13 protein-coding genes are annotated in these 20044 nt (G+C 59.0%); 10 read left to right on the top strand and 3 right to left on the bottom strand.

Annotation, left to right across the window (positions count from 1 at the left end):
• The first annotated feature begins 138 nt into the window (after positions 1–138).
• From H6G52_RS09480 to H6G52_RS09450, 7 genes are all read left to right on the top strand, one after another.
• Positions 139–2718, top strand: coding sequence for a GH116 family glycosyl hydrolase (locus H6G52_RS09480; RefSeq protein WP_190527935.1), 2580 nt, complete (start codon positions 139–141; stop codon positions 2716–2718).
• Between the two features lie 20 nt (positions 2719–2738).
• Positions 2739–5114, top strand: a complete 2376-nt coding sequence (locus H6G52_RS09475; protein WP_190527933.1) for a protein phosphatase 2C domain-containing protein — start codon at positions 2739–2741, stop codon at positions 5112–5114.
• Positions 5115–5164: 50 nt separating this feature from the next.
• On the top strand, positions 5165–5515 hold the full coding sequence (locus H6G52_RS09470) for a hypothetical protein (protein WP_099532320.1): 351 nt from the start codon (positions 5165–5167) through the stop codon (positions 5513–5515).
• 252 nt (positions 5516–5767) lie between these two features.
• The gene (gene psbB / locus H6G52_RS09465; RefSeq protein ID WP_099532321.1) at positions 5768–7288 is read left to right on the top strand and encodes a photosystem II chlorophyll-binding protein CP47; all 1521 of its coding nucleotides are present in this window, start codon (positions 5768–5770) and stop codon (positions 7286–7288) included.
• Positions 7289–7601: 313 nt separating this feature from the next.
• Positions 7602–7697, top strand: a complete 96-nt coding sequence (locus tag H6G52_RS09460; RefSeq protein WP_037216787.1) for a photosystem II reaction center protein T — start codon at positions 7602–7604, stop codon at positions 7695–7697.
• Positions 7698–7995: 298 nt separating this feature from the next.
• Positions 7996–8523 carry a transcriptional regulator NrdR gene (gene nrdR / locus H6G52_RS09455; RefSeq protein ID WP_190354622.1) on the top strand — a complete coding sequence of 176 codons (528 nt, stop codon included), beginning with the start codon at positions 7996–7998 and terminating at the stop codon, positions 8521–8523.
• A 291-nt stretch (positions 8524–8814) separates the two neighbouring features.
• Positions 8815–9738 carry an SPFH domain-containing protein gene (locus tag H6G52_RS09450; protein WP_190354623.1) on the top strand — a complete coding sequence of 308 codons (924 nt, stop codon included), beginning with the start codon at positions 8815–8817 and terminating at the stop codon, positions 9736–9738.
• A gap of 115 nt (positions 9739–9853) precedes the next feature.
• Here the strand turns inward: H6G52_RS09450 and H6G52_RS09445 are convergent, their stop codons facing one another.
• Positions 9854–10705 carry a lipopolysaccharide assembly protein LapB gene (locus H6G52_RS09445; RefSeq protein WP_099532323.1) on the bottom strand — a complete coding sequence of 284 codons (852 nt, stop codon included), beginning with the start codon at positions 10703–10705 and terminating at the stop codon, positions 9854–9856.
• A 728-nt stretch (positions 10706–11433) separates the two neighbouring features.
• On the opposite strand from H6G52_RS09445, the gene H6G52_RS09440 reads away from it, so the two are divergent.
• Positions 11434–12501: a hypothetical protein gene (locus H6G52_RS09440; protein WP_190527931.1), complete on the top strand. Its 1068-nt coding sequence runs from the start codon at positions 11434–11436 to the stop codon at positions 12499–12501.
• Between the two features lie 59 nt (positions 12502–12560).
• Here H6G52_RS09440 and H6G52_RS09435 read toward each other — a convergent pair whose 3' ends face one another.
• Together H6G52_RS09435 and H6G52_RS09430 are read right to left on the bottom strand one after the other, a co-directional pair.
• Complete coding sequence (locus H6G52_RS09435; protein ID WP_190527929.1) at positions 12561–15905, bottom strand: alpha-mannosidase; 3345 nt, start codon at positions 15903–15905, stop codon at positions 12561–12563.
• A gap of 187 nt (positions 15906–16092) precedes the next feature.
• Positions 16093–17310, bottom strand: coding sequence for a PD40 domain-containing protein (locus H6G52_RS09430; RefSeq protein ID WP_190527927.1), 1218 nt, complete (start codon positions 17308–17310; stop codon positions 16093–16095).
• A 130-nt stretch (positions 17311–17440) separates the two neighbouring features.
• Between H6G52_RS09430 and H6G52_RS09425 the strand changes: the two genes are divergently transcribed.
• Both H6G52_RS09425 and H6G52_RS09420 read left to right on the top strand, forming a co-directional pair.
• Complete coding sequence (locus H6G52_RS09425) at positions 17441–18631, top strand: iron-containing alcohol dehydrogenase family protein (RefSeq protein ID WP_190527925.1); 1191 nt, start codon at positions 17441–17443, stop codon at positions 18629–18631.
• The gene (locus H6G52_RS09420) at positions 18628–19821 is read left to right on the top strand and encodes an aspartate aminotransferase (protein ID WP_099532329.1); all 1194 of its coding nucleotides are present in this window, start codon (positions 18628–18630) and stop codon (positions 19819–19821) included. Before H6G52_RS09425 ends, H6G52_RS09420 begins: the two co-directional genes overlap by 4 nt.
• Positions 19822–20044: the final 223 nt, after the last annotated feature.

Genomic DNA, 20044 nt, shown 5'->3' with positions numbered 1-20044 from the left:
CACCGGGCGATCGGGCATGGGGGTGGGGATCGGGGTGATCTTCTCGTCAGGTGATCTTCGCGTCAGACGCTGATTAACCGTCGAATCTTCAACCAAAGTCCTAGGCGCGATCGAACAAAAGACCTTAGAATTCTGGGCATGGTTCAGGCAAATCCCACAAACAATTCCCCCGCGACCCCGATCGCGCCCCCCACCGGTCACCCCTCCGCCGGGTCAATCCCCCCATGCGCTTGGAGCCGCCCGATCGGCCTTGGTTGGGAACGTCCTTACACCGTCCGCTATGCCAGCAATTTGGACGATGGCCCCTGGCATGGTGCGCCCTTGGGTGGATTTGGGGCCGGCTCCTTGGGTCGATCGCCCCGGGGTGAATTTAACTTTTGGCACATGGACGGCGGGGAGCATGTGTTTGCCAACCTGCCCGGCTGTCAGTTTGCGGTTTTTGAGCAAGCAGAGGGCGACTTACCCCGAACCTATGCCCTCAGCAGCGAACCACCCGCCGATGGCAGTCTGGGGGATTGGGCTTGGTATCCCGCTTCCACGGCCGAGCGCTCAACGGGCACTTACTCGGCGCTCTACCCGCGCAGTTGGTTCACCTACGAAAACGTGTTGCAGACCCACCTCACCTGCGAACAGTTTTCACCGATTTTGGCGGGCAACTACCAAGAAACCAGCTATCCCGTGGCGGTGTTTGAGTGGACGGCCCACAACCCCACCGATCGCCCCATTACGGTCAGTATTTTGCTCAGTTGGGAAAACACGGTGGGTTGGTTCACCAATGCCCTCAAGAATCCCGAAATTACGGTGCGGGACGACGGCAGCCCCGAGTATGAATATCAACCCCGTTGGGGCGAGAGCGAGGGGAACTTTAACCGCTGGATTGAAGATTTCTCGCGGGTGGGCTGCACGCTCCTGAACTTGGAAGGCTTGATTGATCCGGGCGATCGCCCCTTGGCCGAAGGGATGGGCCAATGGGCCCTGATGACGGTGCAAAACCCGGCGGTGGAGGTGTTTCACCACACCCGCTGGAATCCGGCCGGCGATGGTTCGGATCTGTGGCGCGATTTTTCCCGATCGGGTGACCTGTCCGACGAAAGCGATGATCGGCCCGCCAAGGCCGGTGAACGGATTGGCGCGGCGATCGCCGTTCGCTTCACGCTCCGACCCGGCAAAACTCGCAAAATTCCCTTCATTTTGGCTTGGGACTTTCCCACCACGGAATTCAAGGCCGGCGTGACCTACTATCGGCGCTACACGGACTTTTTCGGGCGCAATGGTCAAGGGGCCTGGTCGATCGCCCGCACCGCCCTGAAGCATTACGATGCCTGGCGCGAAGGAATCATTGCCTGGCAAAAACCCGTACTCGATCGCCCCGACTGGCCCGATTGGTTCAAAATGGGCCTTCTCAATGAGCTATACGACCTGACGGCTGGGGCCACCGTTTGGAGTGCCGCCGATGAGCGAGATCCCAAGGGCCAATTCGCCGTGGCCGAATGTCTGGATTACCGCTGGTATGAAAGTTTAGATGTGCGGCTCTATGGTTCCTTTGGGCTGCTGTTGCTGTGGCCCGAGCTGGAAAAGGCCGTGATGCGAGCCTTTGCGCGGGCAATCCCCACGGCCGATGCCACCCCTCGAATCATTGGCTATAACCGGGCGGCGGCGGTTCGGAAGATTGCCGATGCCACCCCCCATGATTTGGGCGCACCGAACGAACATCCCTGGGAAGCCACCAACTACACCAGCTATCAGGATTGCAACCTGTGGAAGGATTTACCCTGCGATTTCGTGTTGCAGGTCTACCGGGACTATCAACTCACGGGGGCCAGCGATCGGCAATTCTTGGTGGACTGCTGGGATTCGGTGGAGCGATCGCTCGCTTACCTAAAAACCTTTGACCAAGACGGCGACGGCATTCCCGAAAACTCCGGCGCACCCGACCAAACCTTTGATGATTGGCGACTGGTGGGCGTGAGTGCCTACTGCGGCGGCCTGTGGATTGCGGCCTTGGAAGCGGCGATCGCGATCGGGCAAGTGCTGCTGGAAGCGGATTTGGATGATTTAACCTATGAATCAGACCGGGCCCGCGCCGCCCTCGATCGCCCCCGCTTGGCGGCCACCCTGGCCACCTACCAAGACTGGCTCACCCAAGCCCGATCGGTTTATCACTCGGCCCTCTGGAACGGGCAGTCCTATCGTCTCGACACCGGCAGCGGTTCCGACGTGGTGATGGCGGATCAGCTTTGTGGTCAGTTCTATGCCCGATTGCTGGGGCTGCCGGATGTGGTGGACAGCGCCGCCGTTCGCAGGACGATCGAGACGGTTTATGACTCCTGTTTCGTCAAGTTCAACGCCTTCTGTCGGAGCGATCGGGCCCGGGAACTGGGGTGGGACATTCCCCACGACCTGCCTAACCTGGGGGTGGCCAACGGTGTGTTGCCCGATGGTTCCCCCGAAAACCCGAAGGCCACCCACCCCCTAGAAGTCTGGACAGGAATTAACTTTGGGCTAGCGGCCTTTTGGTTGCAAATGGGCTACCAGCAGGAAGCCATGGAAGTGGCCGCCGCCGTTGTGAACCAAATCTATAGCGGGGGCTTGCAATTCCGAACGCCGGAGGCTATTACGGCTCAAAACACCTTCCGGGCCAGTACCTACCTGCGACCGATGGCGATTTGGGCAATGTATGGCATTCTGACGGAGTTTGCGCCCTTAACGGCCCGTTAGGGAGCGGCAATTGAGGAGCTATGACGGTGCCGATCGGGTCGATCGAATGCAGTAATTCCCACTGCGGTCACGGGAATCCCGCCTCGGCCAAGGTCTGTGCTGCCTGTGGTGCTCCGCTGCTGCATCTATACCTCTACGGGATTGGATCCGACCTGCGGTCGCTGGCTCCCGGCACTTGGCTCGCCAATCGCTACTACTACTTGGGCGATCGGCGCTTTTTGGACGGCAAGCCAGGCCAAGTGCCCGAAGTGCCTGGGGAGGTGACGCGCCTGCTTCTCAGCTATTTGCGGCTGGTGGAGCATCGGCCCCCAGTGCCCCAAATTTACGGCGTTGTCAAACAGTCGAACTTTAGCCGGGAAGCCATTTTGTTGCTTGAAGGGGCCCCGATCGGCCCCGACGGATCCCTGCTGCCAAAGTTGGTTGACCAATGGGCCAAGGCCACACCCCTGCGCCAACTGAATTGGCTTTGGCAAGTGGCGCGGCTCTGGGAACCCTTGCAAGACGCAGGGGTCACTGCCACCCTGTTGGAGCCGGAGCGGCTGCGGGTGGGGAGCGGCTGGGTGCGGTTGCTGGCCCTGAAGGACAATGCGGGGCGATCGCCCAGTTGGGCCGAGTGGGGGCGCTGGTGGGTGCAACGGCTGCGGCCCCATCCGGCTTTGGAATCTTTGGTGTCGCCCCTGTTGCAACAGGTGGCGTTGGGTAATTGCGATCCGCCGACTCTGGTGGCGAATTTGGAGCAGCTCATCACCCAAGTGGCGGCCCAGGATGCGCCCGTGGAGCTGGCCGTGGCCAGCCTGAGCGACCCGGGGCCGAGCCGATCGCGCAATGAAGATGCTTGCTATCCCTTCAGCCAAGATCAGACCCGAGGGCAACGATTGGGCTTGGCGATCGTCTGCGATGGGCTAGGGGGCCATGAGGGCGGGGACGTGGCTTCCCGTTGGGCGATCGAGCAGCTCACCACCGAGTTAGTGCCCTTTGTGGAGGCCGCCGCCCAGGCCCCCCCTAGCCCTGAGTTGGTGAATGCCACCCTGCTGCGGGCGATCGGGATGGCCAATGCCGTCATTACCCAGCGTAATGTGCAGGAGGGGCGAGCCGAGCGACAACGGATGGGCACCACGGTGGTTTTGGCCCTGGTGATCGATCGATGGCTGTACATTGCCCATGTGGGCGATAGCCGTGCTTATCAAATCACGCCCACGGGCTGCCATGCCTTGACCTTGGATGATGACCTGGCTACCCGCGAAACCCGTTTGGGTCTCGGATTCTATCGAGATTTGTTGCAAATCAGTGCCGCCGGGGCCCTGGTACAGGCCTTAGGCATGGGCAATTCTGAGCAACTTTATCCCAGCGTGCGCCGCATGGTGCTGGACGAGGATTGCGCGATCGTCCTCTGCTCCGATGGGGTGAGCGATTTTGACCTGATCGAGCGATCGTGGCGTGACCAGTTCCCGGCGCGTTGGGGCCAAGGGGATCCCGGTCAAACCGTGGCCCAAATGATTTCCCTTGCCAATCAGCACAATGGCCACGACAACGCCACCATCAGCCTGGTGCAAATTGGAGCCACGCGCCAGATCGTGCCGGATCCAGCCCGCCTGCGCCGCCCCGTGATGGTTCCTAGTCCACCGCTCGATCGAGAATTGGAGGTTTCGCCCGCCGCCAACCCCAATAACCCCAATAGTTTTCAAGGGGATGACCTGTTGCCCTCGGTGGTGGCCAAAATGCCCCAAACGGAACTGGTGACCCCTTCGGCGGAACCCTCGTCAATTCCCCCTGAGGGCCGATCGCCCCTGGTTCGATCGCCCTGGGTTGGCCGCTGGTTCAGCCTGTTGGCCCTAGTCATTTTCGGCGGTGGGCTGTTGGCCCTGGTGATCATGCCCCTGGTGCGGCAACTGGTCGATGCCAATGCCCCCAATACCCCGGCTCCTAGCCCCACCCCGATCGCCTCGCCCAGTGGAATCAACACCACACCCAGCCCCGTACCCAGCCCGATGGCTCTGAACGTGGGCGAGGTGCTGCAAATCAAGCCCCAAGCTGCCGCCCTGGGGTTATACGGGCCCGATCGAACCACCCTGGTTGGTTGGTTACCCCCCAACAGCACCATTCAAATTCTGCGCATTTCCTTGCCGATCGCCCCCGCCACCCCAACGGCCACCCCGATCGCCAACCCGCCAACCGGTGATCGCCCCTCTGGGCCGCCACCGGGACTGACCTGGGTGGAACTCAAAATCTGTACCCTGGGCCGCAGCAATCCCAACAGTTCTCTTGCCAGCGGCGCAACTCTTTGGGCCCGCCAAGCGGACTTGGGCGATCGCGTTGTGGCCGCCGCTCCCCTCCCCCTGCCCAACGGCTGCCAAGCCTCGACAATCACTCCCGATGCTGTCAACAACCCGCCGTGAATTGGTGATAAGTTGAGCGCGGACTTGCGATCGCCTCCCCGGGGACAGCCATGAACAGCACTGAATCTTGGAAATATTTCTTTCTTGCGGACGGGTGGGTTGTTGGGCGCGTTTGGAGCACCGATGGCCCCTGGAGCACCATCGCTTGGCGACGCGGGCCCCGCATTGAACGCACCCACCTCTCCATCACCCAGCAGGACGAAGTGCTCTGGCTGTATCGGGCCGAGTCCAGCATCGTCACCATCGAGGTCAAGCCCGAACCGACCACCACGGGCGACGGCAACTTTAATCAGCCGATCGGGCAAGTGCTGCTCACCCGTTTAATCAGCGCCGACCAGGTAATCGAACGTCTGAGCCTGGCCCAAGCCCACTTTCAAACCCAAAAAGCCGGCCAGTTCTAGGGTTTCCCCGATCGCCACGGTCTCGATCCCCAACCGTCAACAACGGCTGGCGCATTCCCCTGCCAATCACCCATTGCCGCCATCACAGGGCGATCGGCCTCCCCGTTTGCTTGCGATCGGTATGTGGACTCTATACACTTTTTTAGATAACTGCCTTAACGGATTCTTTCGAGAAACTGCATCGCGACTTCCATAACAGGCGATCGATTTACTGCACTGCTGTATCACCAACGATTGAGGAGGCCGTAGTCAATGGGACTACCCTGGTATCGAGTGCATACAGTCGTCCTGAATGACCCAGGCCGACTGATTGCCGTACACCTAATGCACACAGCGCTTGTGGCCGGCTGGGCCGGTTCCATGGCGCTGTTTGAGCTATCCAACTTCGATCCGAGCGATCCCGTTCTGAACCCCATGTGGCGGCAAGGCATGTTCGTGCTGCCCTTCATGGCGCGTTTGGGCGTGACCGAATCGTGGGGCGGCTGGAGCGTCACGGGTGAAACTGCCACCAACGTCGGCTTCTGGAGCTTTGAAGGCGTAGCAACTGCCCACATCGTCCTTTCGGGTCTGCTGTTCTTGGCAGCCGTTTGGCACTGGGTGTTCTGGGATTTGGAACTGTTCACCGATCCCCGCACGGGCGAACCCGCCCTCGACTTGCCGAAGATGTTCGGCATCCACCTGTTCTTGTCTGGTCTTCTCTGCTTTGGTTTCGGTGCATTCCACCTCACGGGTCTGTTTGGGCCAGGGATGTGGGTGTCTGACCCCTATGGCATCACTGGCCATGTCCAGCCCGTTGCGCCCGAATGGGGGCCCGATGGCTTTAACCCCTTTAACCCCGGCGGGATTGTGGCCCACCACATCGCTGCGGGGATTGTCGGGATTATTGCCGGTCTGTTCCACCTGAGCGTCCGCCCGCCCGAGCGCCTCTACAAGGCCCTGCGAATGGGGAACATCGAAACCGTGCTGTCGAGCAGCATCGCTGCGGTGTTCTTCTCGGCCTTCGTGGTTGCGGGCACCATGTGGTACGGCAACGCCACCACCCCGATCGAACTGTTTGGCCCCACCCGTTATCAGTGGGATAGCGGCTACTTCCAACAGGAAATCCAACGTCGCGTTCAAACCGATGTGGCGGCTGGCAAGAGCTTGGATGAAGCTTGGTCGGCAATTCCCGAAAAGCTGGCTTTCTATGACTACGTGGGCAACAGCCCCGCCAAGGGCGGTCTGTTCCGCGTCGGCAAGATGAACAGCGGCGACGGCACGGCCAAGAAGTGGCTGGGTCACGCGGTGTTCACCGATGCTGAAGGTCGCGAACTGAACGTGCGCCGTCTGCCGAACTTCTTCGAAACCTTCCCGGTTGTGATGACCGATGCGGATGGTGTGGTGCGTGCGGACATTCCGTTCCGTCGTGCAGAATCGAGGCTGAGTGTTGAGCAAAGCGGTGTCACGGCTAAGGTCTACGGCGGTGCGCTGGGCGGCCAAACCTTCACCAACCCGGCGGATGTGAAGCGGTTGGCTCGCCGTTCGCAGTTGGGCGAACCGTTTGAGTTCGACACCACCGATGCAGATGGCGTGTTCCGCACCAGCCCTCGCGGTTGGTTCACCTTCGCCCATGCTTCGTTTGCGCTGCTGTTCTTCTTTGGTCACATCTGGCACGGTGCTCGGACGCTGTTCCGCGACGTGTTTGCTGGGATTGAAGCCGACCTGGGCGAACAAATCGAGTTTGGTGCGTTCCAAAAACTGGGCGACTTGACCACCCGTAAGGAGTCGGTCTAGGGCTTGGCTTTGGTCACTCTAGCTTTGGGGTGCTAGGGGTCAGACTCTGACTCCTTAGTAGCCCAAAAATTAACGGGAGAGTCTGGAATTCCAGGCTCTCTCGCTGTGTTTTGGGGGTGTTGGGCGGTGGGGCCGATCGCCCTGGGCAGCTTGTCTTCAGTGCCAGCCCCAGGTTTTTTCGAAAGTTCTTTTTCGGAAGTTCCTTTTCAGAAGATTGTTGCAGGTTGTAAATCCTGATTTGACGGGATTTTGGAAACTGAACGTTTTCGACCCTTGCTTGATAGACTGAGGAAAAGTTGTTAGGAAATGAACGATGGAAAGCGTTGCCTACATTTTGATTTTGGCGTTGGCGATCGGGACGTTGTTTTTTGCAATTGCCTTCCGCGAGCCTCCTCGGATTGGCAAGTAGGCAAGGCTTGGCCGCATGGGCTGCGTTGAGCTTGATTGCACGGAGCCTCACGATATTGAGCTTCCCGACATTCGGCTTGGCGACATTAGCGCCAGGGGCTGTATTGGCCATATCGGCTGTATTGATATTTGGATCGTTGGCCCGATCGCCCAATCTAGGGTTGGGAGGTAGCCCTTCGGTGGCTCGATCGACCATGATCACCGTTCAACCCGAGTGATGAATCGTTTGGATGGAGGGTCTGTGGGGCAACTCGATCGCACGGTTTGTCACTCGGGTTCTGTTATGAGGGGTGATGCCTGTGCGGTGTCCGTTCTGCCATCACACGGATAGTCGGGTGCTTGAATCGCGGGCGGCGGAAGGCGGACAAAGCATTCGGCGGCGGCGCGAGTGTTTGGCTTGTTTACGGCGCTTCACAACCTACGAACGGGTGGAATTTGTGCCGATCGCCGTGGTCAAGCGAGACGGGCGGCGGGAGTCGTTCGATCGCTCAAAGCTGCTGCGGGGGTTAATCCGCGCCTGTGAAAAAACTGGCATTGGCGTAGAACAGTTGGAATCGATCGTGGACGAAATTGAAGCGGAAGTGCAACAGCGATCGATTCGGGAAGTGAAAACCAATGAATTAGGCGAACTGGTGCTCGATCGGTTGCGATTGCTCAGCGAAGTGGCCTACGTGCGCTTTGCCTCGGTATATCAGCAATTTCAGGGCATTCGGGATTTTGTGGAAACCCTCGATCGATTGCGAGCCGAGCGGGCTGAAGCGCATATTTGGCCAGCGGCCACCCCCCTTCTGGAGGATGTTGCTCTGGGCGGCGACCATAATTCCTGAAGCTGCTATTCCTGAGGCAGCCATTCCTGGAGCAGCCAGCAAGAGTCACGAAAAGCCCCGCAATCAGCAATTTCGATTATTTTTTGACTATCTTTTTTGGGTTATCTTGAATTCATTTTTTGATCCTTCCAGGAGATTTCTGGGGCGATCGCTGTCATCCCCCAACCACACAGGGGGCCCGGCCGCTTGTCAAATGCCCCTAAGAGTGGCAAAACCAAAGTGGCAAGACCAAATATCGGCATTGGTTGCAGCGTCAACCAACGGTCGCACCTAAGCATGGAGTGAATCAAAGTGGATGCAGTGTTGGGGCTACTCGTTTCTCTCGCCGTGGGCTTGGGCTATTTTGCCAGCTCCGCTCGGGTGATTGAACAGGGAAATAAAGCATTGGTTGAGCGCCTCGGTCGCTATCAACGAACGCTCGATCCGGGATTGAACTTTGTGATTCCGTTCGTGGATTCGCTGATTGTCGAAACCGTGCGGGAACGCGACCTGGATATCGCCCCCCAGCAAGTCATCACCAAAGACGGCTTGGCGATCGAGGTAGATGCCCTCGTTTCTTGGCGCATCGTTAACTTAAAAGCCGCCTACTACAACGTTGATAATCTAGATGATTCTCTCAGAAACCTGGTTTTGACGGAATTACGCGCCCGATTCGGCCAAATTGATCTAGAGGAAACCTTCTCCAAAATTGAAGAATTGAATAATTACCTCCTGGAGCGCCTCGATACCATTACCACTGAGTGGGGCATTAAGGTGCTGCGGGTAGCCATCCAAAACATCAAGCGCCCTGAAGAGATCGATCGCGCCATGGAGCGAACTCGGATTGCCGAGCGGGAACGCCAAGCTGCCGTTTCTGAAGCCGAAGGAAAGCGCGATGCGGCCATTGCCGAAGCGGAAGGGCGCAAGCGGGCCGCCGTTTCCGAGGCCGAAGGGATTGTGCAAGCGGTGCAGCTCATTTCGGCCGCCATGCAGGATCGTCCCCAAAACAAGGGGGTTTTGGAGCAAATGGTGAAATTCCTGGTGGCTCAGCGCTATGTGGACGCTAGCCAGCGAATTAGCGAAAGCCCCAACTCTAAGGTGATCTTCATGGATCCCAAAGCCCTCACGGAAACTGTCAACGGCATCATGGAAAGCGAGGAATCAGTCCCCGCTCGCCACAACCATGTACATGGCAAGGTTGACTTCGCAGACTTGGATGGCCCGGGCGGCGCTTAGGCCGGTTGGTTGGCGCGGATCGTTGGGGCAAGGGGCTTAAGCCCCTTGTCTGGGGCCGTTAGGCTACGCATCGATCGACCGCTTTCACTGGATTGCAGGCAATGACAACCAGAGCCTAGGGCTGTGCGGGCGACGGACTGGGGCTGGCGGCGGGGGTTGGCTCAGCACCGGGTTCCGTGGCCGCCAGCTTGCGGATTTGATCTTTAAATCGATCGGGTGCTAACCCCGCAGCCGTTGCAAACAATTCCTCAGCCTGTTGAGTCTTGCCTTGGTTGCGCAGCACGATCGCCTTGGCCAAAACCGGTCGAAAATCCTTGGGATTACCCTCTAGGGCCTTGTCAAACGCAGCGATCGCGTCGTCATACCGCTCCAACTTGACGTAAACCTCGCCCAAGAGCAGCCGAATTGATACCACATCGGCGCTGTTGGGCTTGCTTTTATTGGCCGCGATCGCCTGATCCAACGACTCCTGAACCAAACCCACGGCCGCTTGGGGGCGCTGCTGTTCCACCAGCAGGGTGGCCAATCCTTGCAGGGCCTTGAGGCTATTGGGCTGGCGATCGAGCAGGGTGCGGTAGGTGGCTGCCGCCGCTTCCAAGTCCCCCGCCTCTTTCTGGGCTTGGGCTAACAGAATGCCGTAGTCCGGTTCGGAAGGGTTCAGCTCCGCTAGCTTGGCCAACGGCGCGATCGCCCCCTTGCGATCGCCCATTTTCAGCTTGGCTTCCAACAGCCCCCGCAGGGCCGTTTGATTGTCCGGCTCCCGTTGCAGCACCAACTCATAGCCCTTGGCCTCATTCATGAGTCGATCGCGCTCCGAGCTGGCCGGGCTAGTTCCCGGGCTGGCGGCAGAATTGGGGGTTTGGCGTAGGCCTCCCAACAAGGGCAGCACCGACAGTCCAACAAAAGCGAGTAGCGCCAAAAACAGCACAGCGCTCGTGAGCCAACGGTTTTGCTTTTGATTCGTCACAGTTTTTGCCTCGTTTGCCTGACGGAAGAGCCGCCCCGGGCTGGGGAGTCTCTTGGGGGGCCGTAACCCGACATTTTGACATCCACACGCTCTAAACCGACAGGAATTCTTGGATCCGATCCCTTCGGCAACCGAGCAAACCCCATGCGGCGATCGATCCCTAATTTCGCTCAAATGATGATGGCATCAGGGTTTTAGGTCAAGTCCAAATCGGCAACGCTTCCCCGAACTCCCAAAAAACCAGAAAAATCTTCTGACTCCCTTGGGCTATCCATGCATTCAGTAGAATAGGCAGATTGACAGCCCCCGGGTCTTGGCCCTTGAGCCGTCACCTTCAGTTTCCCCATGAACCCATGGGGTGATTGGTCTCTGGAAAATGCCATTCCAGGGGTTTGGGTGAGTCCTGGGTTTGCCCCGTCAACATCAGTTCCGAATCGGTTTCGTCTGAGGTCTCTTGGCTCGTTTCTCGGCTCATCTCGGGAAGCTCGCTGAGGCCCGGCCCTGAAGGATCTTTGCCAAATGATTTTTGCCAAATGATCTTCAATGGCTGTGGCGCGATCGCCCTGATTTGCATTTTTGATTTGCATTTCTGATTCGCGCTGATCCAGTGTCATACACATCGCCATGCGCACCGTGATGCACCGATCGCCGGGCTGACCGATCGCTGACCGATCACCGAACTGATCTCTGTTCCTCGCTCCTGTCTCCGTCCCCTGCAAGGAGGTCTTATGTGTCCCCCGTCTGAGCCGCCTGCGGCCGAGTCATCCACACCGAACAACGGGCCCAAGCGGCCAAACCCGCCCCCCGTCCGTCCCAATCCACCCGCCGCTCAAGCCGAAGAAGCCCCTCGCAAGGAAGCCGCTAAATCGGAAAAAGAGTCCGCCAAAATCGTTAGTATTTCCAAGCCCGTGCGGCGAGACCCAACCGCCACCCCCGAACCGGCCGCCACGCCGGAACCCGTGGAACCGGAGGAAGCCGCTCCCATCTCGGAAGAGGACAGTACCCTTGGGTTGCGACTGCATCCCATTCCACCCCCCAGTGACCCCATGCAATACCGGGCGATCGGGCTGGTGCGAGGTCGCTACCTGCCTTCCGAAGAGCGCCTAACCAAGGGTGCTTTGGTGGTGGAAAACGATATCCAGATCGATGCGGTGTTGCTGGGCCGGGTCATGAGCCTTGTCAAAAACCACATCGACCTCGATAAGGAACACCTGTGGGTGGTTTATCCGCGCACCCGTGAAAATCACCTGCATTTGCAAGTGGTGGGCGTTTGGGAGCCGGAAACCTTGCACCGCAAGCCGCCGGAAGGATCCGATGAGCCGGTTTTAGAACCAGCCGTGGTGGATCAAGAATTTTTCTCGATCCGAGGCGAGGTGATGTTCCATCGGGCCGACCAAGAGGCGGTAACCATGCGCATCCAGCAAGCGCCGCGTCGCCCCGATGACAAGGCGAAGGCGTTCAAGATCCACTTGAAGGGCGTGCTGGGTGAGCGAGCCGTGGGTCATTTCTGGGATGTGGAGGTGAAGCGGGAAGGGGATGTGCTGACGATCGTGCAGGGCACATCCATCCGACGAATGCCCCCCCGCAAACCCCGCAAGCCGACGGGTAACCACAAGCCTCGGGGCGGCGGAGGTCGCCGGTTTAATCGGAACGATCGCCCGCCGGGGGATCGGCCCGAAGGGACTCGGCCCGCCACACCACGGCCCCAACGGAGCGGAGACCAAAAGCCATCGAAACCGCGGCCACGCAGCGCGGCTCCGGAGGGCGAGGCTCACGAATCTTCAAGGGAATCCTAGGCGGCTAACGGAGACCGTGGTTCCCAGCCAGTCTGGGAAATAAGTTCAATTGGGAGCGATTAGTTGAGGCGATCGAGTTCCAGGCAACAAATTTGCCAGGGCTTGATCGCCTTTGTGCTGGCGGGGTCTGCTGGGGTTGTTGCTGTGGGCGTTGGGGTGGAGTCCGACAGGGGATCGCCCAACAAATTGACCCGATCGCCCCAGGTCAAGGGCAAATCACTAGTCAAGTGCAACTGACCCGATCGGCCGACACTTTCATAAAGCCGCAACACCCAGCGATCGGCCCGTTGGGGATGGCGGGTGAGGGCCATCAGTTGGGCATAGTCACAGCCCAAGTTGAGCAAGGTGGCTTGGGTGGGCAACTGGGGCGCGATCGCCGGATCGGCCGCAGCTTCGGCTAATTGCGGATCCTCAGTGGCGGGCACAGGAACCCAACAGGCCAAGAGCGGTGATTGCAACTCGGCCGATCGCTGCACCGTCTGGGCCCCTTGCCAGCCGCCCAAGTGGGGATAGATTGCGTAGGTGAATTCCCAGGTACCTCGATCGCTGTGGGGATCGGGCCAACAGGGCGATCGCAACAAACTCAGGCGCAGGTGTCCCGGCTTGGCATCAAACCCATGGGGCCCCGTGGTTAATAAACTCACCCCCCAGGCCGCCACATCCTGCGGCGTGGGATCCGCAATTTGGGGAGTCCGATCGGGGGGCGCATCGGTGGCCACATCGGGGGTCGCATCGGGGGTCGATCGCCCAGGCACAGCAGGATGATCCGCAATTAAGCGGGCGGCCAGGTCAGCCCAGCGCAGGGCGGGCACTTCCCACTTCGCTTGTTCGGCGGCGGTGCTGGGTCGGGTGGGGCGAACAATTGCCCCGCAAGGAATTTCGTAGGTGGCGAGATCCGGTTCGTCACTGAGGGGAAAGGCGGCTTTTAAAAGCACTTGGGTTTCTTGCCATTGGGCGGTAGTGCGAATTTGCAACAGGGGCGATCGGGACTCCAGAACGTAATCTTGAGTGATCACCGATTGCCCCACCTGTCGTCGCACTCGCAGAACTTGGCGCACGGGGCCGGACTCTTCCCATCGCCAATCCAACAGTTGAGCCGGAGGCAGCGCGTTGGTTTCGTAGGCGGGATCAATATTCCAAGCGTCCCAATATTGCCCCGCGTCCCGAAAGGCTTGCAGCTCGTTGCCGGGGCCGGACAAGATTTCGCAATTTTGGATGATGTCAAACAAACTGCTGATGTTGCCGGTAATCGGATCGATCGTGACCCGTAACCAGGGATTTTGCAGAATCGGCGGCTCGTTGGGTAAATGTTGCAAATCCACCATCGTGGGTTCGGCATCGGGCACTAACCACAGGCATTGATAACCCACGCCGGGACAGTCATTCACCTGCACCAACAACTGATCGCCCCGGGGCCCCGATCGCTGAGTTAACAACGGTTGCCCATCGCCACTCACCGCTCGCCAAGATCCCGGGGGCAACGCCAGTTCCACCACGCCCGATCGCTCCCAACTGAGGCTGTTAAAAATTACCACTGGGGAAGCTCCGGCCACGGGCGGTTGGGTCAGGTCGATCGCCGCGCACCAGTGACTTAATGCGCGATCGCGCCCGGCCAAGGCTCCGGCTTCCGCCACCTGCCAATCCCCATTCACCGTTTCATAGACTTCGGGGATCGAAGTACCGGGCAAAATGTCATGGAATTGGTTAAACAGCACCCGTTTCCAGGCCTGCTCTAAGTCTGCAAAAGCAGCGGTGGCCAACTCGGAAGTCACCAGCCCTGCCATTTCCGCCAAAGACCACCAAAGTTCCGCTTCATACAGCAGTCCTTCACAGCGACGGTTGGCCAGCTTTTGATCCAAGTGGGTGGTGTAGCAACCACGATGAAACTCCAGGTACAATTCATCGCGCCAGCGGGGCCAGGTGTCGATCGCGGCGAGTTTTGCACCCAAGTCGGTCACCCGTCCAAACCCTAGCTGCGGGAACAGGGGAGAAGCAGACCAGCGCTGCCACTGCTCCAGCATTTCCCGGGTGGGACCGCCTCCTCGATCGCCCAGCCCCGGTAACCAAAGGCTGGTGGTTTGGCCGGTGGCCTGTTCCCAATCGACGGCATACCGAGCGATCGCCAGGGGATCCGCGTCGGTACCAATGGGCGGCAACATCCAGCCCAACACTTGCGACCCATCGGGGCTTTCCCAGGTGATGGCCTCGTGGGGAAAGCGGGTGGTGTCGTTCCAGCGCAGTTTTTGGGTGGCAAAAATATCAATGCCCCCCAACCGCAACAGTTGCGGCAATTGCCAGCAGAACCCAAAGGTGTCGGGCAACCAGGCAATCCGGGCCGGTTGATCCGCCACCCACTGGCCTTGATGGTTCAGGGCAAATTGTTGACCGTAAAGAATTTGGCGGGCGATAGATTCGCCGCTGATGCAGTTCAAGTCCGGCTCAATCCACAGGCCCGCCGCCAGTTCCCACCGCCCTTCCCCAACCCGATCGCGCACTTGAGCCATCAGGGCCGGGCGATCGGCCGCCAACCACTCAAACAGGGCCGGGCTGGAATGGGTGAAGGTGAGGTCAGGAAATTCCGTTTGCAACTGCAAGACCGATCGAAAGGTGCGATCGGCCGCATCCCAGGTATCCGCCACGGGCCAGAGCCAAGCCATGTCCAGGTGAGCATGGCCCACGGCGTGAATTTGTCGCTGCTTGAGCCAGTCGGCCCAACCAGCGGCCACCAGGGTTTGGCGGGCCCGTTGCAGGGAGGCTTCAAAGGCCACCCGATCGGCTAAGGCCACCCAGTGAATTTGCCCGATCGCCTGATCCAAACTGGCGCGGTCGGGGCGATCGGGCGATTCCAAAGTGGCAAACTGAGCCACCACCGCCAACTCATCGGCCAGCGTTCCCGGATCCAGGCGATCGACCAAAGAAGCCGTCTCAAAAATCAGTTCTGCCTTCACCAGCGCCCCTTGATCATGGCCAGGTGACACCAATCGAATCGCCAAATCAAACGCCATGCCCGGTTCCGCCGCCGCGCTCAGCAACCGCCGACAGGCCGGATCGAAGAGATCGCCCGCTTGGACAAATTGCCCATTCAGATAAATTTCCGCCACTTCCGCCCACCAGCCCAAGGCCAGTCGCAACGTCAGCCCCGCGATCGGGTAGGGTTCTGCCAAATATTCCGGAATCACAATCCGTTGGGCCAACCACAGGGTCGATCGCCCCGCCGCCACGGGGATGTGGCCCTTGTCATTCACCGCCATCTGCGGCCAACGCGACCACCGATCGGGATCCAAGGCCCAATCTAGACGCAATTCCCCTCGCCACCCCTGCCAAGCGGTTTGGCAGCGATATCGAGTGAGGGAACGCAGCCGATCAATCGAGAACTGCCAAGGCTCAGAATTCTGCGGAGTCACGGGAAGCTAGGCTCAGTGTATGTATACTTTCTCCAATTTAAAGGCCATTCTCCCGTCGCTCTTTCGCTGGCTCGTTCACTTCCACGGAATTTGAGGCCACTGAGATACAAATCAGGCTCAAATCAAGTTCAAATCAGGCTTAAATCAGGCTTAAATCAGGCAGAACTCAGGCTTAAATCAGTTGCCATTAGAATGATGGCCTCGCAGGACGTTGGGGAGAAAACCACAACACCCGATAGCTCGGCCACTGCTCCACCTGGGTTAACTGCCGCAGTCGCCGACCATCCGCACTCGCCACATAGATATGGTCACTACAGGTGACCTGACCAGCGGTCACCAGCCGCCGACAGGGGCCCGCAAAGCCGGCCACCAAAGCTAGTTGTTGGCCATCCGGTGACCAGGTATAGGCCGATAAATCCCCCAAGCGCTCCCCTTGGGTCACCAGCGGCAATTCCTGAAATTGGCGTGATCGAGTATCTAAAATCCAAATTGAGGACTGGGATTTCACCCCGGACGATTGGGGAAACAGCCACTGAAAACTCAAAAATTCATCAAGCGGATCGTCGTTGCCGCGCACGGCCGGGTTGCGGTGATTTAAAAAGCTCAGCCGCTGACTATCCGGTAACCACTGGAAGTCGTACATGGCGACTTCGGGCACTTGAAAAGGCGTGGTTTCCCCTTCCCGAATCAGCACTTGGGGCGGCTTTTGCAAATCCAGCAGGGTCAGATCCACCGCCTCTTGCCCCAGTTGATAGCGGGCAACGGCCAGGCGCTGACTATCGGGAGACCAGCTCATCCAGCGAATTTCCCGATCGGCATCATCGTTCGCGAGCCAAAGGCGTTGTTGGCCTGTTTGCCGATCGAGTAAGTAAATTTCCGAAAAAGTGGCTTCACCACGCGACTCAATTCGTTCATAGGCCAACCAACGGCCATCGGCACTCCAGGCCCGCCGGCCATTGGAGCTTTGGGCGGCGGGGGGAACGGCGAGCGATCGCACTCCCCCTTGGGGCGTAATCAAAAAGGGACTCGATCGCCCGGAAAATACGCCTTGATAGATCAACCCGCTGCCATCGCGCAACAAAACGGGCGGGCCATTTTCAATTAGGGCTTGATTTTTGTTGGGCTGCTCAATTTCCACGTCGTTTTGCAGCAGCCAGCGAGCCACCAAGCCCGTTTGTAAGTCGGCCGTATAAAATGCCAACCGTGATGGGTCGGGGCCTTGATTGTTAATGTCCGTGGTCACGATCAGGGTGTCCCGATCGTTGGGCAGTTCTGTAACGCTCGGTAACTGTGCCTTGGGCAAGTCACTGACGCAACCTAAGAGTAGAGAGAGCAGGCCAAGGCTTGAGCAGCGCGCCGCGATCGCCCGCCACCGCCAGAGTTGAAAATTGGATCGCAACAACATTCGATAAGGTCACCATTGGCGACAGCCAACAACAGCCAACGACAGCCAAAAAATGATCGTGCGCTGTCTATTCCCGCCATAGAGTAAAGTGTACTTTCTGGTCAATTCCTAATCGTAGTGGGTGACTGCCATGCCGACTGCTCCTATTGCCGTGACCGTGCCAATTCCAGCCTTAACGATCGCCCCGGCCAGGGTGACACGCGGTTGGGGTGCGATTGCCCAGGCAGGAGCAGAACTGGCCCGGTTGGGCAAGCGACCCTTGATCATCGGGGGCGATCGCTCCCTGGCGGCCCTATTACCTCCTTTGCAACCGATCCTGGAGCAAATCGGGGCTAAAAGCACCGCCGCCAATTATTTGCCCGATTGCTGTGAAAGCAGCCTGGAACGCCTGCGCGTGGCGGCCAAGACCCATCGAGCGGACTACATCATCGGCACCGGCGGCGGCAAGGCCCTGGATGCGGCCAAACTGGTGGCCCATCAACTAAAAGTCCCGATCGCCACGATTCCCAGTTCCGGGGCCACTTGCGCCGCCTGGACAGCCCTCTCAAATGTTTATTCCGAATCGGGAGCGTTTTTGTATGATGTGACGCTCGATCGCTGCCCCGATTTGCTGATTTTGGATTATCAACTGGTGCTGACGGCCCCCACTCGCACCCTGGTGGCGGGCATCGGTGACGCAATCGCCAAATGGTACGAAGCCGCCATCAGCAGCGGGCGCTCTGAGCAAACCACGATCGTTGCCGCCGTTCAATCGGCCCGAGTGTTGCGAGATTTGCTATTGCAAAAATCCGCCGAGGCGATCGCCCAACCCGGCGGCCCCCTGTGGCAAGAAGTGGTTGATGCTTCCGTGCTGATGGCCGGGGTGATTGGCGGTTTGGGCGGGGCCCAATGTCGCACCGTGGCCGCCCACGCGATCCACAACGGTCTCACCCACATCAGCGCCAGCCACGGCACGCTGCATGGCGAAAAGGTGGCCCTCGGAATTTTGGCCCAACTGCGGCTCGAAGAAATGATCCAAGGCAGTCAGTTGGCTGCCGCTGCCCGGGCCCAATTGCTGAGTTTTTACGAGGCGATCGGGTTGCCGCGCTGCCTGGAAGATCTGGGCCTTGGGCAAATGACACTTCAGGATTTGAAACAGGCCGCAGAGTTGGCCTGCCATGAGCGATCGGATATTCATCACCTCCCCTTCCCCGTGAGTGCCGACCAAGTGATGGCGGCCCTGGTGTCAACCCTCGCCCCCTGCCGCAGCAGCTTCAGCCCCGATGGCGGGCCGATCGCCGCGGCCCCCATCTACACCGGAGAGGAGGTCACTCAGCCATGAAAATTCAACCAGCCGATCGCCTGCGCGTCCTACCACAATACGTTTTTGCTCGCCTTGACGAACTGAAAGCCCGCGCCCGGGAACAGGGCCTAGATTTGATTGATTTGGGCATGGGCAACCCCGACGGCCCCGCGCCCGCCCCGGTCATTGCCGCCGCCAAAGAAGCCCTCGACAATCCCAACGGCCACGGTTACCCCCCCTTTGAGGGCAACGCCAGCTTTCGACGCGCCATCACCGATTGGTATGAGCGGCGCTATGGCGTAAAGCTCAATTCCGACAGCGAAGCATTGCCCCTGTTGGGTTCCAAGGAGGGTCTAACCCACCTGGCGCTGGCCTACATCAATCCGGGCGATACCATTCTTGTTCCTAGCCCTGCCTATCCTCCCCACTTCCGGGGGCCCCTGCTGGCCGGCGCTGATCTGTACACGATCATGCTCAAGGCAGAACAGGATTGGCTGATTGATTTTGGTTCCATCCCGGACGACGTGGCCGATCGCGCCAAAATTCTCTACTTCAACTACCCCAGCAACCCCACCGCCGCCACCGCCCCCCGCGAGTTTTACGAGGAAGCCGTGGCCTTTGCCCGCAAGCACGAGATTCTGTTGGTTCACGATCTCTGCTATGCCGAGCTGGCCTTTGATGGCTATCAACCCACCAGCTTGCTGGAAATTCCGGGCGCGAAGGAGATTGGCGTGGAATTCCACACCCTCTCGAAAACCTACAACATGGCCGGCTGGCGGGTTGGTTTTGTGGTGGGGAACACGGAGATTGTCCAGGGGTTGCGCACCCTGAAAACCAATTTGGACTACGGCATCTTTTCAGCCCTGCAAAAGGCGGCGGAAACAGCCCTTTCGATGCCTGATACCTACCTGACGGAGGTGCAAACACGCTATCGATCGCGCCGGGATTTCCTAGTGGAGCGGTTTAACCAATTGGGTTGGTCTCTGAAGCCCACCCGCGCCACCATGTACCTGTGGGTTCCCTGCCCGCCGGGTCTGACTTCTACGGATTTTGCCCTTTCGGTGCTGGAGCAAACGGGCGTTGTTTTCACGCCGGGGAATGCTTTTGGCCCGGGGGGCGAAGGCTATGTGCGGGTCAGCTTGATTTGCGACTTGCCCCGATTGGGTGAAGCGCTCGATCGCCTGGCTGCCGCTGGGATTCACTACGACATGGCCGCCACAACGGTTTAAAACGGTTTAATTGGAAATTGCCAAAATTCTAAAACCACCCAACTTCAGCAAAGTTCAGCAAAGTAAAGAGTACGCAAAGGGTGCGTACTCTTAAAATCATCTAAAAAATTCCTGCAACGTTGTCCCAAGTTCACCACCCCAGCGGGGGATGCGATCGAGACTCCCGGCAAGACAACTTAGCCAACCAGCAAAGATGCGCTAATTCAGCCAAGCCAACTTCAAC

The sequence above is a fragment of the Limnothrix sp. FACHB-881 genome (genome assembly GCF_014698135.1).
GTDB lineage: Bacteria > Cyanobacteriota > Cyanobacteriia > CACIAM-69d > CACIAM-69d > CACIAM-69d.
Note: the sequence above shows the minus strand (reverse complement) of the source record. Positions and strands in the feature narration are given on the sequence as shown.

Coding starts and splice junctions, on each gene's coding strand:
- H6G52_RS09480 (WP_190527935.1), top strand. CDS start 139: ATGGTTCAGGCAAATCCCACAAACAATTCCCCCGCGACCCCGATCGCG.
- H6G52_RS09475 (WP_190527933.1), top strand. CDS start 2,739: ATGACGGTGCCGATCGGGTCGATCGAATGCAGTAATTCCCACTGCGGT.
- H6G52_RS09470 (WP_099532320.1), top strand. CDS start 5,165: ATGAACAGCACTGAATCTTGGAAATATTTCTTTCTTGCGGACGGGTGG.
- psbB (WP_099532321.1), top strand. CDS start 5,768: ATGGGACTACCCTGGTATCGAGTGCATACAGTCGTCCTGAATGACCCA.
- H6G52_RS09460 (WP_037216787.1), top strand. CDS start 7,602: ATGGAAAGCGTTGCCTACATTTTGATTTTGGCGTTGGCGATCGGGACG.
- H6G52_RS09440 (WP_190527931.1), top strand. CDS start 11,434: ATGTGTCCCCCGTCTGAGCCGCCTGCGGCCGAGTCATCCACACCGAAC.
- H6G52_RS09430 (WP_190527927.1), bottom strand. CDS start 17,310: ATGTTGTTGCGATCCAATTTTCAACTCTGGCGGTGGCGGGCGATCGCG.
- H6G52_RS09425 (WP_190527925.1), top strand. CDS start 17,441: ATGCCGACTGCTCCTATTGCCGTGACCGTGCCAATTCCAGCCTTAACG.
- H6G52_RS09420 (WP_099532329.1), top strand. CDS start 18,628: ATGAAAATTCAACCAGCCGATCGCCTGCGCGTCCTACCACAATACGTT.